This window comes from Pseudomonas sp. P106(2024) (genome assembly GCF_057480815.1).
Genome location: NZ_JBLIYU010000003.1, coordinates 361,456 through 376,488, shown reverse-complemented (window position 1 = coordinate 376,488; position 15,033 = coordinate 361,456). Strand labels below are relative to the sequence as shown.

The window sequence follows — 15,033 nt, the reverse complement described above, 5'->3', positions numbered from 1 at the left end:
ACTGCTGAAATCGGGAGTCGGAGGGGATTTCCCACAGGATGAAGGGAAATGCTGCCCGGCTTGGTGAGCCAGACCCGTTTAGCGTGTCGTTCCCTTTTGGGGTACGGGCACAGAGTGAACGCGTAGCCTACCTGTTTTGCCTGACAAACGCACTGGCACAGTGCTGCTTGTCCGATGTGCGTATGTGTTTGTCGTCTGGTTGAACGTGTTCGGCGACAATTTATTGCGGATTTGAGTGGATGTCTGGTTGAAAATCCTGATTGAGGTGATCGAGTTTTCCTAGCCTTTACTGAGCACGTGCGGGAGCGGCCTTGCCGACCGGTCCGACGCCTCGGCAAGGCCGCTCCCACAAAAACGCGATCGCGGATGACTCGAATAAAAACGACAAAGGCCACCCGAAGGTGGCCTTTGTGCGCGTGGGGGGTACTGCGTGTTACTTACTTCTTGACTTCCCAGCCAGTCAGCTCGGCCAGGGCCTTGCCGATGTCAGCCAGGGAACGCACGGTTTTCACACCGGCGTCCTGCAGGGCGGCGAACTTCTCGTCCGCAGTGCCCTTGCCACCGGAGATGATGGCGCCAGCGTGGCCCATGCGCTTGCCCGCAGGTGCGGTAACACCGGCGATGTAAGAGACAACAGGCTTGGTCACGTTGGCCTTGATGTAGGCCGCGGCTTCTTCTTCAGCGGAACCGCCGATCTCACCGATCATGACGATCGCTTCGGTCTTCGGGTCTTCCTGGAACAGCTTCAGGATGTCGATGAAGTTGGAGCCCGGGATCGGGTCACCGCCGATGCCGACGCAGGTCGACTGGCCGAAGCCGGCGTCGGTGGTCTGCTTCACAGCTTCGTAGGTCAGGGTACCGGAACGCGAAACGATACCGACCTTGCCTGGCAAGTGGATGTGGCCTGGCATGATGCCGATCTTGCACTCGCCCGGGGTGATGACACCTGGGCAGTTAGGGCCGATCAGGGTCACGCCCAGCTCGTCGCACTTGACCTTGGCGTCCAGCATGTCGAGGGTAGGAATACCCTCGGTGATGCAGACGATCAGCTTGATGCCACCGAAGGCGGCTTCAAGGATCGAGTCCTTGCAGAAAGGAGCCGGTACGTAGATGACCGACGCGTCAGCGCCGGTGGCTTCCACGGCTTCTTTCACGGTGTTGAACACCGGCAGGCCCAGGTGGGTGGTGCCACCCTTGCCCGGAGTGACGCCGCCGACCATCTTGGTGCCGTAGGCGATGGCTTGTTCGGAGTGGAAAGTACCCTGCGAGCCGGTGAAGCCCTGGCAGATGACTTTGGTGTCTTTATTGATCAGGACGCTCATTACTTGCCCTCCGCAGCTTTGACAACTTGTTGAGCAGCGTCGGTCAGGCTAGTTGCCGCAATGATGTTCAAACCGCTTTCTGCCAGTACTTTAGCGCCCAGTTCGGCGTTGTTGCCTTCGAGGCGAACGACAACCGGAACCTTGACGCCGACTTCTTTCACAGCGCCGATGATGCCTTCGGCAATCATGTCGCAGCGAACGATGCCGCCGAAGATGTTGACCAGAACGGCCGCGACATTGCTGTCGGACAGAATGATCTTGAACGCTTCGGTAACGCGCTCCTTGGTAGCGCCGCCGCCCACGTCGAGGAAGTTGGCTGGCTTGCCACCGTGCAGGTTGACGATGTCCATGGTACCCATGGCCAGGCCGGCACCGTTGACCATGCAGCCGATGTTGCCTTCGAGGGCAACGTAGTTCAGTTCGAACTTGGCGGCGTGGGCTTCACGGGCGTCGTCCTGCGACGGGTCGTGGAAGGTCTTCAGCTTCGGCTGACGGTACATGGCGTTGGCGTCGATGTTGATCTTGGCATCGAGGCAGTGCAGGTCGCCGTCGGCCTTGATCACCAGCGGGTTCACTTCCAGCAGGGCCAGATCGTGATCCTTGAACAGCTTGGCCAGGCCTACGAAGATCTTGGCGAACTGTTGGACTTGCTTGCCTTCCAGACCCAGCTGGAACGCCAGTTCACGACCCTGGAACGGCTGAGCGCCGACCAGCGGATCGATGGTGGCCTTGAGGATCTTCTCAGGAGTCTCGTGAGCGACTTTCTCGATGTCCACGCCACCTTCGGTGGAGGCCATGAACACGATGCGACGGCTCGAACGATCGACTACAGCGCCCAGGTACAGCTCTTTGGCGATGTCAGTGCAGGATTCGACCAGGATCTTGGAAACTGGCTGACCGTTGGCGTCGGTCTGGTAGGTGACCAGGTTCTTGCCCAGCCACTGAGCAGCGAAGGCCTTGGCGTCTTCCTTGCTGCGAACCAGCTTGACGCCGCCCGCCTTGCCGCGACCACCGGCGTGGACCTGGGCTTTGACGACCCACTCGTTCCCGCCGATCTTGTCGCAGGCTTCTGCAGCTTGCTCAGGGGTATCGACAGCGAAACCCTTGGAAACTGGCAGGCCGTACTCAGCGAACAGCTGCTTACCCTGATACTCGTGAAGATTCATGCTTTTTACCGTCTTCGTTAGGTACTGCGCTTCGGCGCTGCGCCATTAATGGCGCCGCACCACCTGTGACCGTTGACCCCGGGTTTTCCCGTGTGATCCGGTCCGGCGGACGTTCCGCGGTGAGTCTTGCACGCAAGACCCACGACGGGCAGCCCGCCGTGGTTTCTTATAATTAACGCTTCTTACGGTTGGCGACGTGAATGGCACCGCCATTCACCGCCAGCGCTGCTTCATGCAACGCTTCGGACAGGGTCGGATGGCTGAAGACCATCATGCCCAGGTCCTCGGCACTGGTGCCGAATTCCATTGCGATCGCGCCTTGCTGAACCAGCTCGGCAGCCGAAGGGCCGATCACGTGAACGCCCAGTACGCGGTCGGTCTTGGCATCGGCGATGACCTTGACGAAACCACCGGTGTCGTTGGCCGCCATCGCACGGCCGCTGGCCGCGAACGGGAAGGTGCCCACGTTAACCTCAACGCCTTCGGCTTTCAACGCCTGTTCGGTCTTGCCGACCCATGCGATTTCCGGGTGGGTGTAGATGACCGATGGGATCAGGTCGTAGTTCATCTGGGCTTTGTGGCCCTTGATGCGCTCAACGACCATGATGCCCTCTTCCGAGGCCTTGTGCGCCAGCATCATGCCGCGTACCACGTCACCGATGGCATAGACGCCCGGAACGCTGGTGGCGCAGTGATCGTCGACGAAGATGTAGCCACGCTCGTCGATGGTCACGCCGCTGTCGGCGGCCAGCAGGTCGGTGGTCACCGGACGACGGCCGACTGCGACGATCAGCTTGTCGAAGGTGATCTTCTGCTCGCCTTCGGCGTTGGTGTAGGTGACTTCGACTTCGTTGCCGTTGACTTTCGAGCCGGTGACGCGAGCGCCCAGCTTGATGTCCAGGCCTTGCTTGGTCAGGGTCTTCTGGGCTTCTTTCGACACGGCGGTGTCGGCAGCCATCAGGAAGGTGTCCAGGGCTTCCAGGACGGTGACTTCGGCACCCAGGCGAGCCCATACCGAGCCCAGTTCCAGGCCGATGACGCCGGCACCGATGACGCCCAGGCGCTTCGGTACGCTCTGGAATTCCAGGGCGCCGGTGGAATCGACGATGACGTTCTGGTCGACCGGAGCCGGCGGAATGTCGATCGGACGCGAGCCGGAGGCCAGGATCACGTTCTCGGCTTCGATGACTTCGGTGGTGCCGTCAGCCTTGGTGACTTCGACTTTCTTGCCGGCCAGCAGCTTGCCGTGGCCCTGGATCGAAGTGACGCCATTGGCCTTGAACAGGGTGGCGACGCCACCGGTCAGGTTCTTGACGATGCCGGCCTTGCGGCCAACCATCGCGGCAACGTCCATCTTCACTTCGCCAGTGGAGATACCGTGCACGTTGAAGCTCTCTTTGGCTTCCTTGTACTTCCAGGAGCTGTCCAGCAGCGCCTTGGACGGAATGCAACCCACGTTCAGGCAGGTGCCGCCCAGGGCCAGCTTGCCCTCGGCGTCGGTGTATTTCTCGATACAGGCAGTCTTCAGACCGAGTTGGGCAGCCTTGATGGCGGCAACATAGCCGCCAGGACCTGCACCAATCACCACTACGTCGAATTTCTGGGTCATAAAAGATTCCTTTTTAGCTTCAAGCGGCAAGCTGCAAGCTGCAAGACCCGCGCGCTTCGACTTGAAGCTTGCGGCTTGCGGCTTGCAGCTGCGCGATTAGATGTCCAGCAGCAGGCGAGACGGATCTTCCAGCAGGTTCTTGATGGTCACCAGGAAGGTTACCGCTTCCTTGCCGTCGATCAGGCGGTGGTCGTAGGACAGCGCCAGGTACATCATCGGGCGGATCACCACCTGGCCGTTGATGGCCATCGGGCGCTGGATGATGTTGTGCATGCCCAGGATCGCGGCCTGCGGCGGGTTGACGATCGGGGTCGACATCATCGAGCCGAAGGTACCACCGTTGGTGATGGTGAAGGTACCGCCGGTCATCTCTTCGATCGACAGTTTGCCGTCACGGGCTTTCTTGCCAAAGGTGGCGATGCCGTTCTCGATTTCAGCCAGGCTCATCGATTCGGCGTTGCGCAGTACCGGTACCACCAGGCCACGGTCGCTGGAAACAGCGACGCCGACGTCGGCATAACCGTGGTAGACGATGTCGTTGCCGTCGATCGAGGCGTTGACTGCCGGGAAGCGCTTCAGCGCCTCGGTGGCGGCCTTGACGAAGAACGACATGAAGCCCAGGCGCACGCCGTTGTGGGTCTTCTCGAACAGGTCCTTGTACTTCGAACGCAGGGCCATGACTTCGGTCATGTCGACTTCGTTGAAGGTGGTCAGCATGGCCATGCTCGACTGGGCTTCGACCAGACGCTCGGCAATCTTGGCGCGCAGACGGGTCATCGGCACACGCTTCTCGGTGCGGTCGCCAGCGGCGGCGACGACCGGAGCAGCGGCAGCAGCGGCCGGCTTGGCAGCCGGTGCGGCGGCAGGGGCCGACTTCTTGTTGGCGACGGCGGCGACGACGTCTTCCTTGGTGATGCGACCGCCCTTGCCGGTGCCGGCAACGGTAGCCAGGTCGATGCCGTTCTCTTCAGCCAGCTTGCGCGCGGCTGGCGCGGCGACCGGGTCGTCTTCGCCAGCGTCGGCGGCAGCGGCGGCCGGTGCGGCGGCAGGCGCAGCAGCAGCGGCCGGAGCAGCGGCGCCAGCGCCACCTTCAACGATCGAGCCCAGCACTTCGTCGGACAGGACGGTGTCGCCCTCGCCCTTGACGATGGCGCCCAGCACGCCGTCGGCGGTGGCCAGGACTTCCAGGACGACCTTGTCGGTCTCGATGTCGACGATCAGCTCGTCACGCTTGACGGCGTCGCCCGGCTGCTTGTGCCAGGTGGCAACGGTGCCATCGGCAACCGATTCCGGGAAGGTTGGGGCTTTGATCTCGATAGCCATTATCTGTGTTTCCTTAAATTCGGTTTCAGGTGCGCGAAGGCGTTAGACAGTGAAGGCGTCTTGCAGCAGTTTTTCCTGCTGTTCGGCGTGCTTCGATGCGTAACCACAGGCTGGCGCGGCGGAAGCGTCGCGACCGGCGTATTCCAGGACCAGCGCCTTGTTGTGGCGGCCCAGGATACGGCGCATGTGGTGCTGGCTGCTGTACCAGGCGCCTTGGTTCATCGGCTCTTCCTGACACCACACTGCGTGCTTGAGGTTGGTGTAAGGCGCGAGAATTTCGACCAGGTCGTCCTCAGGGAACGGATACAGCTGCTCGATACGCACGATGGCGATGTCTTCGCGGCCTTCGGCACGGCGTTTTTCCAGCAGGTCGTAGTAGACCTTGCCACCGCACAGGACCAGGCGCTCGACCTTGGCAGGATCCAGGGTGTCGATTTCCGGGATCACGGTCTGGAACGAGCCATCGGCCAGGTCTTCCAGGGTCGAGATGGCCAGCTTGTGGCGCAGCAGCGACTTGGGCGTCAGCACGATCAGCGGCTTGCGCAGCGGACGGATGACCTGGCGACGCAGCAGGTGGTAGATCTGTGCCGGGGTGGTCGGTACGCAGACCTGGATGTTGTGCTCGGCGCACAGCTGCAGGTAACGCTCCAGACGCGCGGAGGAGTGCTCCGGACCCTGGCCTTCATAGCCGTGCGGCAGCAGCATGGTCAGACCGCACAGGCGGCCCCACTTGTGCTCGCCGCTGGTGATGAACTGGTCGATCACCACTTGCGCACCGTTGGCGAAGTCGCCGAACTGCGCTTCCCAGATCACCAGCGCGTTCGGCGTGGTGGTCGAGTAGCCGTATTCGAAGGCCAGCACGGCTTCTTCCGAGAGGAAGGAGTCGTACAGCTCGAAGCGCGGCTGGCCCGGGAACAGGTTCTTCAGCGGCACGTAGGTGCTGGCGTCCTTCTGGTTGTGCAGCACCGCGTGACGGTGCGAGAAGGTGCCACGGCCGATGTCCTGGCCGGTCATGCGGATCGGGTGACCTTCGAACTGCAGGGTGGCGTAGGCCATGGTCTCTGCATAACCCCAGTTGATCGGCAAGCCACCGGCCTGCATCTTCTGGCGATCTTCGTAGATCTTCGCGACCTGGCGCTGAACGACGAAACCTTCAGGCAGCTCGAGCAGCTTGGCCGACAGCTCCTGCAGGGTCTTGAGGTCGAAGCGGGTGTCGTGACGCGCGGTCCAGGCATGACCCAGGTACGGACGCCAGTCGACGAACAGCTCGCGGTTCGGCTCCTTGACCAGGCTCTTGACCACGTGCAGGCCGTTGTCCAGAGCGTTGCGGTACTCGTCGATCTTGGCCTGGGCGCGTTCGGCATCGATGCGACCGGCGCTGATCAGTTGCTCGGCGTACAGCTCACGGGTGGTGCGCTGTTTGCTGATCTGCTGGTACATCAAAGGCTGGGTGCCGTTCGGCTCGTCGGCCTCGTTGTGGCCGCGACGACGGTAGCAGACCAGGTCGATGACCACGTCACGCTTGAACTGCATGCGGTAGTCGATGGCCAGCTGGGTGACGAACATCACCGCTTCCGGATCGTCGCCGTTCACGTGCAGGATCGGCGCCTGGATCATCTTGGCAACGTCGGTGGCGTACTCGGTAGAGCGCGCGTCCAGCGGGTTGCTGATGGTGAAACCGACCTGGTTGTTGATCACGATGTGCACGGTGCCGCCGGTCTTGAAACCGCGGGTCTGCGACATCTGGAAGGTTTCCATGACCACACCCTGGCCGGCGAACGCTGCGTCACCGTGGATGGAGATCGGCAGAACCTTGTCGCCAACGGTGTCGTTGCGGCGATCCTGGCGGGCGCGAACCGAACCTTCCACCACTGGCGAGACGATTTCCAGGTGGGAGGGGTTGAACGCCATGGCCAGGTGGACTTCGCCACCGGGGGTCATCACGTTGGAGGAGAAGCCCTGGTGATACTTCACGTCACCGGAGCCCAGCTCGTTCATCTTCTTGCCTTCGAACTCGTCGAACAGCTCGCGCGGGTTCTTGCCGAAGGTGTTGACGAGCACGTTCAGACGGCCACGGTGGGCCATGCCGATCACGACTTCCTTGGTGCCGTAGGAGCCGGAGCGCTGGATCATTTCGTCCAGCATCGGGATCAGGCTTTCGCCACCTTCGAGGCCGAAGCGCTTGGTGCCCGGGTACTTGGTGCCCAGGTACTTCTCCAGGCCCTCACCGGCCGTGACGCGCTCGAGCAGGTGAGCCTGCACGTCGGCGGAGAATTCCGGACGGCCACGCACGCTTTCCAGGCGCTGCTGGAACCAGCTGCGCTGCTCGGAATCGACGATGTGGGTGAACTCGGCGCCAATGGTGCGACAATATGTCTTCTGCAGCGCTTCGAAAATTTCGCGTAGGCTCGCTTCCTCTTTGCCGATGAACAGGTCGCCGGCACGGAAGGTCGTATCAAGATCGGCATTGGTCAAGCCGTAGTGATTGATCGACAGGTCTACGGGCGCAGGACGCTGCCACAACCCCAACGGGTCGAGCTTGGCAGCCTGATGGCCGCGCATACGATAGGCCTGGATCAGTCGCAGCACTTCAACCTGCTTCTTCTCGTGTTCACTGCTCACGCTCCCGGCGGATACCGGTTGGGCGCGGCGCTGGTTCTTTGCCAGCAGTACGAAATGGTCGCGGATCGTCGAGTGCGATACATCGGTAGCGGTGCTGCCGTCGGCGGGCAACTTCTGGAAGTAAGTGCGCCACTCTTCTGGCACAGCGTTAGGGTCGTGCAGGTAGAGCTCATAAAGCTCTTCCACATATGCAGCGTTACCACCTGAAAGGTGGGCGCTATCCCACATGCGCTGCATCACGCTTTCTTGCATGCTTGGTCACCCTCGGTTAGGGGACTGATCGGCGAGAGCCACAGCAAACCTGGAAAAGTCCGAACACAGCGACTGAACCACGCCACCTGGATCCTGCTGATTTTCCGGGTACCAGCCCGGAAGCCCCTGCTGGTCTCATATCTTCATAGGTAATGAGCGCGGGCTTTGTGGGCCCTTGCTCGGGTTTTACCTCGGTGCGGGCTCACCACCCGCACCTCGGCTTACTGCAGGTACAACGCTTTGAATCAGGTACCGCTTTGCAGCAGCATGTTACGTACGTGACCAATTGCCTTGGTCGGGTTCAGACCTTTCGGGCAAACGTTCACGCAGTTCATGATCCCGCGGCAGCGGAACACGCTGAACGGGTCATCCAGGGACGCCAGGCGTTCCTGAGTCTTGGTGTCGCGGCTGTCGGCCAGGAAACGGTAGGCCTGCAGCAGTGCGGCGGGGCCCAGGAACTTGTCCGGGTTCCACCAGAACGACGGGCAGGAAGTCGAGCAGCAGGCGCACAGGATGCACTCGTACAGACCGTCCAGCTTGTCGCGATCTTCCGGCGACTGCAGGCGCTCGATGGCCGGGGCCGGGGTGTCGTTCTGCAGGAACGGCTTCACCTTCTCGTACTGCTTGTAGAAGATGCTCATATCGACGACCAGGTCACGGATAACCGGCAGGCCTGGCAGCGGACGCAGGACCAACTTGTTACCTTTAACGACAGCAGACAGCGGCGTGATGCACGCCAGGCCGTTCTTGCCGTTGATGTTCATGCCGTCGGAACCGCACACGCCTTCACGGCAGGAGCGACGGTACGAGAAGCCCTCGTCCTGCTCCTTGATCAGCGCCAGCACGTCCAGGACCATCAGATCCTTGCCACCGGTGTCGACCTGGAAGGTCTGCATCTTCGGCGCCGAATCGGTGTCCGGGTTGTAACGATAAACTTCGACTTGCAACATAGCGGCCACCCTTAGTAAGTCCGGACTTTCGGTTCGAAGGCAGGAACTGTCTTCGGCGCAAAGTTGACGCCACGCTTGGCGACGCGCTTCTCACCCGGGTAGTACAGGGTGTGGCACAGCCAGTTCTCGTCGTCACGGTCTTCGAAGTCTTCACGGGCGTGCGCGCCGCGGGACTCTTTACGGGCTTCAGCGGCAATGGCGGTCGCTTCGGCGACTTCCAGCAGGTTCTGCAGCTCCAGCGCTTCGATACGCGCGGTGTTGAAGGCCTGGGACTTGTCGTTGATCTTGACGTTGGCGATGCGGTCACGCAGGCCAGCCAGCTGCTCGATACCCTTCTGCATGTACTCGCCGGTACGGAACACACCGAAGTAGTTCTGCATGCAGCTTTGCAGTTCACGTTTGAGGCTGGCGACGTCTTCGCCGGTGGTGCGCTCGTTGAGCTTGCTCAGGCGGTTCAGGGCAACGTCGATGTCGGTGTCGCTGGCATCGCGGTACTCGACGCCGTCGCTGAGCGCCTTTTCCAGGTGCAGGCCGGCGGCGCGACCGAAGACCACCAGATCGAGCAGCGAGTTGCCGCCCAGGCGGTTGGCGCCGTGGACCGATACGCACGCCACTTCACCTACGGCGAACAGGCCCGGAATGATGTGGTCGTTGCCTTCGGCGTCCATGGTGATGGCCTGGCCATGAATGTTGGTGGCAACGCCGCCCATCATGTAGTGGCAGGTCGGGATGACCGGCACCGGCGCGACCACCGGGTCGACGTGGGCGAAGGTCTTGGACAGTTCGCAGATGCCTGGCAGGCGGCTGTGCAGCACTTCCTCGCCCAGGTGGTCCAGCTTCAGCAGTACGTGGTCCTTGTTCGGGCCCACGCCGTTGCCGGCGATGATCTCTTTGACCATGGAACGGGCGACCACGTCGCGGCCAGCCAGGTCCTTCGCGTTCGGCGCGTAACGCTCCATGAAGCGCTCGCCGTGGGCGTTGATCAGGTAGCCACCCTCACCGCGGCAACCTTCAGTGACCAGTACACCGGCGCCGGCGATGCCGGTCGGGTGGAACTGCCACATCTCGATGTCCTGCACCGGCACGCCGGCACGCAGGGCCATGCCGACACCGTCACCGGTGTTGATCAGGGCGTTGGTGGTGGAGGCGTAGATACGACCTGCACCGCCAGTGGCCAATACGGTGGCCTTGGACTTGATGTACATGGTTTCGCCGGTTTCGATGCAGATCGCGATCACACCGACGAAAGCGCCGTCCTGGTTCTTCACCAGGTCGACGGCGTAGTACTCGTTGAGGAAGGTGGTGCCTGCTTTCAGGTTGCCCTGGTACAGGGTGTGCAGCAGCGCGTGACCGGTACGGTCGGAAGCGGCGCAGGTACGGGCGGCCTGGCCACCTTTACCGAAGTCCTTGGACTGGCCACCGAACGGACGCTGGTAGATGCGGCCGGTCTCGGTACGCGAGAACGGCAGGCCCATGTGGTCCAGCTCGAAGACCGCGGCCGGGCCTTCCTGACACATGTACTCGATCGCGTCCTGGTCACCGATGTAGTCGGAGCCCTTGACGGTGTCGTACATGTGCCAGCGCCAGTCGTCGTTCGGATCGGCCGAAGCGATGGCGCAGGTGATGCCGCCCTGGGCGGAAACGGTGTGCGAACGGGTCGGGAACACCTTGGTGACTACGGCAGTCTTGTGGCCGCCTTGAGCCAGCTGCAGCGCTGCGCGCATGCCAGCGCCGCCGCCACCAATGATGATGGCGTCGAAGGAAATCGTAGGAATGTTAGCCATGAATCAGATACCCCAGAGAATCTGCACACCCCAGACGAAGTAAGCGAACATCGCTACGCCGCATACCGCCTGGAACAGGAAACGAATCGCAGTCGCCGACTTGCCGAAGGACATCGGCGTCAGGTAGTCGGTGGCAATGGTCCACATGCCGACCCAGGCGTGAGCGCCCAGGGCAACGAGGGCCAGCAGACTGAAGATGCGCATCGCGTTGTTGGAGAACAGAGCGTGCCACTGGGCGTAGTCGATGCCCGGGTGGGCAGCGAGGTAGCCGATCAGGAAGATGAAGTAAGCCGCGAGAACGACCGCCGAGACGCGCTGCGCCATCCAGTCGTAGAGGCCCGAACGCGACAGGTTCGTGACGTTAGTTACCATACCCAAACTCCTGCCAGAACGATCAGCACCACGGAGATGACGATCACGATTTTCGAGCCCAGCTTGCCGCCTTCCAGCGTCTCGCCGATGCCCATGTCCATGATCAGGTGGCGCACACCTGCCACGAGGTGATACAGCAGGCCGGACAGCAGGCCCCAGGTCACCAGTTTGGCCAGCGGACTGGTCAGACACGCCTTCACCTCGGCAAAGCCTTCCTCGCCACCCAGCGACTTGCTCAATGCGTACAGCATGATGGCAAGGCCGAGGAACAGGATGACGCCGGAGATACGGTGAAGAATGGACGTGTACGCGGTGATCGGGAGTTTGATGGTCCTTAGGTCTAGGTTTACAGGTCGTTGGCTTTTCACGGCTTTTTTCACACTGAAGAGCCCCTAGCTAACAGGGCAAAGTTGTTGGTAAGTGTACTGGTCAGGTACCCACCACCCAGGAGAGCGACGACACCCAGCAGGGCGGGCTTGAAAGCCCCTGGGAGTCGGCTGCCGAGTATAGACAGTTAGGCTGCTTATGACAACGTGAGGGGCTCGCCCAAATAGCGCATTGCCTTTAGTGAACAAAAGGCGTAAACGGGCGAGAATTTCGTGAAAAACCAGGCCTCAGAGGGCGTTTCAACCAGCCTTTAGGCAAATTGACATTCGAATTTATCCCTCTATAGTGGTGCGGGCCCTGCGTGGGGGGTCTGTCTGATGATTTCAAGCATTAATAGGAGGCCACATGGCTGACAAAAAAGCGCAGTTGATCATCGAGGGCGCTGCCCCCGTCGAGCTGCCCATTTTAACCGGCACCGTTGGTCCCGATGTTATCGACGTCCGCGGGTTGGGGGCATCCGGCCACTTCACCTTCGACCCCGGCTTCATGGCGACCGCCTCGTGCGAGTCGAAGATTACCTATATCGACGGCGACAAGGGTGTCCTGCTGCACCGCGGCTACCCGATCGAACAGCTCGCCGAACAATCGGACTACCTCGAGACCTGCTACCTGCTGCTCAACGGCGAACTGCCGAATGCCGAGCAGAAGGCCCAGTTCGTCAGCACCGTGAAGAACCACACCATGGTTCACGAGCAACTGAAGTCGTTCTTCAACGGCTTCCGTCGCGACGCCCACCCGATGGCGGTGATGTGCGGCGTGGTCGGCGCCCTGTCGGCGTTCTATCACGACTCGCTGGACATCAATAACCCGCAGCACCGCGAAATCTCCGCGGTTCGCCTGGTCGCCAAGATGCCGACCCTGGCCGCGATGGTCTACAAGTACTCCATGGGCCAGCCCATGATGTACCCGCGCAACGACTTGTCGTACGCGGAGAACTTCCTGCACATGATGTTCAACACCCCGTGCGAGATCAAACCGATCAGCCCGGTGCTGGCCAAGGCGATGGACCGGATCTTCATCCTCCACGCCGACCACGAGCAGAACGCCTCCACCTCCACCGTGCGCCTGGCGGGCTCCTCGGGCGCCAACCCGTTCGCCTGTATCGCCGCCGGCATTGCCGCGCTGTGGGGCCCGGCCCACGGTGGCGCGAACGAAGCCGTACTGACCATGCTCGATGAAATCGGCGATGTTTCGAACATCGACAAATTCATCGCCAAGGCCAAGGACAAGAACGATCCGTTCAAGCTCATGGGCTTCGGTCACCGCGTGTACAAGAACCGCGACCCGCGCGCCACCGTGATGAAGAAGACCTGCGACGAAGTCCTGGGCGAGCTGGGCATCAAGAACGACCCGCAGCTTGAACTGGCCATGCGCCTGGAAGAGATCGCCCTCACCGATCCTTACTTCATCGAGCGCTCGCTGTACCCGAACGTCGACTTCTACTCGGGCATCATCCTCAAGGCCATCGGCATCCCAACCAGCATGTTCACCGTGATCTTCGCCCTGGCACGTACCGTGGGCTGGATCTCGCACTGGAAGGAAATGCTCTCCGGCCCGTACAAGATTGGCCGCCCGCGCCAGCTGTACACCGGCTACGAGCAGCGTGACATCGTTGAGCTGAAGGACCGCAAGTAAGCCTGTCGGCTGAACGCAAAAAGGCTGCCCTCGGGCAGCCTTTTTTGTTGCTTACGCGATTTTCCTCACGGCGGGAGCGGCCTTTAGTTCTTCTCGGCGCGCTCCTTCAACCCCTTGAGGGTATTGAACGGCGCATCGACCACGAACTTGTTGGCCAGCCACGACGGCACGCTGCCGCCCGGCTCGGTGTGCACCTGGTAGGTCACCTCGGTGCTGTCACCCTTGGGCACCAGCTTCCAGAAGCCTTCCACCTGGGCGACACGCACGAAGCCCTTTTCCTCCGGCAGATACTTCGGTTCCTCCTGGAGCTTGCGGGTCAGACTGCCATCGGCGTCCTGGACCGTGGTCACATGCAGGATCGAATCCCGTGGCGTCACCGGCCAGGGCGTGTTGAACTGGGTGTAGGTCCAGCTCTGGTCACCCTCGCTCTTGAGCAGCTTTTGCGACTTGCACTCGTGAATCCAGGCGCAGGCCCCCACCACATCCTCCTGCAGCGCCTTGACCTTGGCCAGCGGCGCCTTGATCACGGTCACGCCGCGATAGGCCTTGTATTTCGAGCCGGCCACCTCGCTGAGGGACACCTTGATCCCCTCCTCGTCCTTGGCCACCTGCCAGTTCTCAGCCCAGGCCGTCGGTGCCAGCAAGACGCCCATGCCACACAGCAGTGCAATACCTTTGATCGATCTCATCATCTTGTTCCTTGTTGTCGAGGATCCAACCTGTCACGCCGCCGTCATCTGCTCCAGCCACCCAATGATGCGAATGGCTTCGTCACGGTCGTTGCCACAGATGTCCGCTTCCGCCTTGAAGCCGCCACACACCTGCGGCCGTTCGGGCTTGCCGAACAGCGCACAGAGGTTTTCGACATTCAGATGCAGGCAGCGTTCTCCGGCCGGCTTGCCCTGCGGCATGCCAGGGATCGGCGAACTGATGGACGGGGCGATGCAGCAGGCACCACAACCCTCGCGGCATTTCATGACAACAGGACTCCCAGGAGCAAAACGGGACGAACGTCCCTGGATACTAACCGCTCAAACATATGTTTGAAATTGCCGGGCGGATGAAATCACCCGTGACCCGGCAGTCAGTTGCGGAATTCGAATTCGATGGCCGCGCCTTCCACATCCCGCCGACTGTCGTTGCGCAGCTGCAACTGCATTTCGTTGCTGATCAGCCGGCCGTTGAGCTGGAACGGACTGCTGTCGGATTCGGGCTTGGTGGGGAACATCGAGGGCAGCAGCGGCTTGCGCACCACCGGCCCGCCACCGAGATCCGGCTCGAGATGCTTGACCATGTCCTTTGGCAGGCTCAGGTCGACCTTCGGCTGAGGCAGCGGCTTGGCGACAGCCTTGCTGACAGGCCTGGCCTTCGGTTTGGGTTTGGGTTTGGGCTTGACCTTGGCTACCGGCTTGGCGGGGACCTTGGTGGACGCTTTGTTCGCCGGCTTGTGCACACCCTGCGCCCTGGCTGCTGGTTCGACAGCCTGCACCGCACCGGCCGACAGCCAGGGCAAGGCGAAACACAGGGCGATGACGAGAGGGCGAAGCAGGTTCATGGGCATCAGGAGCGCAAGCTGTAAAACGCGTATGCTCCCTGTTCCCGACACGTCTG

The 15,033-nt window shown here is 61.5% G+C and carries 13 protein-coding genes; 1 reads left to right on the top strand and 12 read right to left on the bottom strand.

Features of this window, described 5'->3' with window-relative positions; all coding sequences use genetic code 11:
* Positions 1-437 precede the first annotated feature (437 nt).
* From sucD to sdhC, 9 genes are all read right to left on the bottom strand, one after another.
* The gene (gene sucD, locus AC25M7_RS07960; protein ID WP_004376004.1) at positions 438-1,322 is read right to left on the bottom strand and encodes a succinate--CoA ligase subunit alpha; all 885 of its coding nucleotides are present in this window, start codon (positions 1,320-1,322) and stop codon (positions 438-440) included.
* Positions 1,322-2,488, bottom strand: a complete 1,167-nt coding sequence (gene sucC / locus AC25M7_RS07955; protein ID WP_003254205.1) for an ADP-forming succinate--CoA ligase subunit beta — start codon at positions 2,486-2,488, stop codon at positions 1,322-1,324. The genes sucD and sucC overlap by 1 nt, the downstream gene beginning before the upstream one ends.
* Before the next feature lie 172 nt (positions 2,489-2,660).
* Entirely contained in the window at positions 2,661-4,097 is a 1,437-nt protein-coding gene (lpdA, locus tag AC25M7_RS07950; protein WP_028690460.1) for a dihydrolipoyl dehydrogenase, read from the bottom strand.
* Positions 4,098-4,193: 96 nt separating this feature from the next.
* Complete coding sequence (odhB, locus tag AC25M7_RS07945) at positions 4,194-5,420, bottom strand: 2-oxoglutarate dehydrogenase complex dihydrolipoyllysine-residue succinyltransferase (RefSeq protein WP_062363719.1); 1,227 nt, start codon at positions 5,418-5,420, stop codon at positions 4,194-4,196.
* A 42-nt stretch (positions 5,421-5,462) separates the two neighbouring features.
* Positions 5,463-8,294 carry a 2-oxoglutarate dehydrogenase E1 component gene (locus AC25M7_RS07940; protein WP_028690458.1) on the bottom strand — a complete coding sequence of 944 codons (2,832 nt, stop codon included), beginning with the start codon at positions 8,292-8,294 and terminating at the stop codon, positions 5,463-5,465.
* Positions 8,295-8,539: 245 nt separating this feature from the next.
* The gene (locus AC25M7_RS07935) at positions 8,540-9,244 is read right to left on the bottom strand and encodes a succinate dehydrogenase iron-sulfur subunit (protein ID WP_028690457.1); all 705 of its coding nucleotides are present in this window, start codon (positions 9,242-9,244) and stop codon (positions 8,540-8,542) included.
* Positions 9,245-9,255: 11 nt separating this feature from the next.
* Positions 9,256-11,028, bottom strand: a complete 1,773-nt coding sequence (sdhA, locus tag AC25M7_RS07930) for a succinate dehydrogenase flavoprotein subunit (RefSeq protein ID WP_028690456.1) — start codon at positions 11,026-11,028, stop codon at positions 9,256-9,258.
* A 3-nt stretch (positions 11,029-11,031) separates the two neighbouring features.
* Positions 11,032-11,400 carry a succinate dehydrogenase, hydrophobic membrane anchor protein gene (gene sdhD, locus AC25M7_RS07925; protein WP_028690455.1) on the bottom strand — a complete coding sequence of 123 codons (369 nt, stop codon included), beginning with the start codon at positions 11,398-11,400 and terminating at the stop codon, positions 11,032-11,034.
* The gene (gene sdhC, locus AC25M7_RS07920) at positions 11,394-11,780 is read right to left on the bottom strand and encodes a succinate dehydrogenase, cytochrome b556 subunit (RefSeq protein WP_088852917.1); all 387 of its coding nucleotides are present in this window, start codon (positions 11,778-11,780) and stop codon (positions 11,394-11,396) included. Before sdhC ends, sdhD begins: the two co-directional genes overlap by 7 nt.
* Positions 11,781-12,132: 352 nt before the next feature.
* On the opposite strand from sdhC, the gene gltA reads away from it, so the two are divergent.
* Positions 12,133-13,422 carry a citrate synthase gene (gltA, locus tag AC25M7_RS07915; protein ID WP_028690453.1) on the top strand — a complete coding sequence of 430 codons (1,290 nt, stop codon included), beginning with the start codon at positions 12,133-12,135 and terminating at the stop codon, positions 13,420-13,422.
* Positions 13,423-13,505: 83 nt separating this feature from the next.
* On the opposite strand, the gene AC25M7_RS07910 is transcribed toward gltA, so the two are convergent.
* From AC25M7_RS07910 to AC25M7_RS07900, 3 genes are all read right to left on the bottom strand, one after another.
* Positions 13,506-14,111: an START domain-containing protein gene (locus AC25M7_RS07910; RefSeq protein ID WP_062363722.1), complete on the bottom strand. Its 606-nt coding sequence runs from the start codon at positions 14,109-14,111 to the stop codon at positions 13,506-13,508.
* A 33-nt stretch (positions 14,112-14,144) separates the two neighbouring features.
* Positions 14,145-14,399 carry a YkgJ family cysteine cluster protein gene (locus AC25M7_RS07905; protein ID WP_023628900.1) on the bottom strand — a complete coding sequence of 85 codons (255 nt, stop codon included), beginning with the start codon at positions 14,397-14,399 and terminating at the stop codon, positions 14,145-14,147.
* Positions 14,400-14,506: 107 nt separating this feature from the next.
* Positions 14,507-14,977: a hypothetical protein gene (locus AC25M7_RS07900; RefSeq protein ID WP_028690451.1), complete on the bottom strand. Its 471-nt coding sequence runs from the start codon at positions 14,975-14,977 to the stop codon at positions 14,507-14,509.
* Between the last annotated feature and the right edge of the window lie 56 nt (positions 14,978-15,033).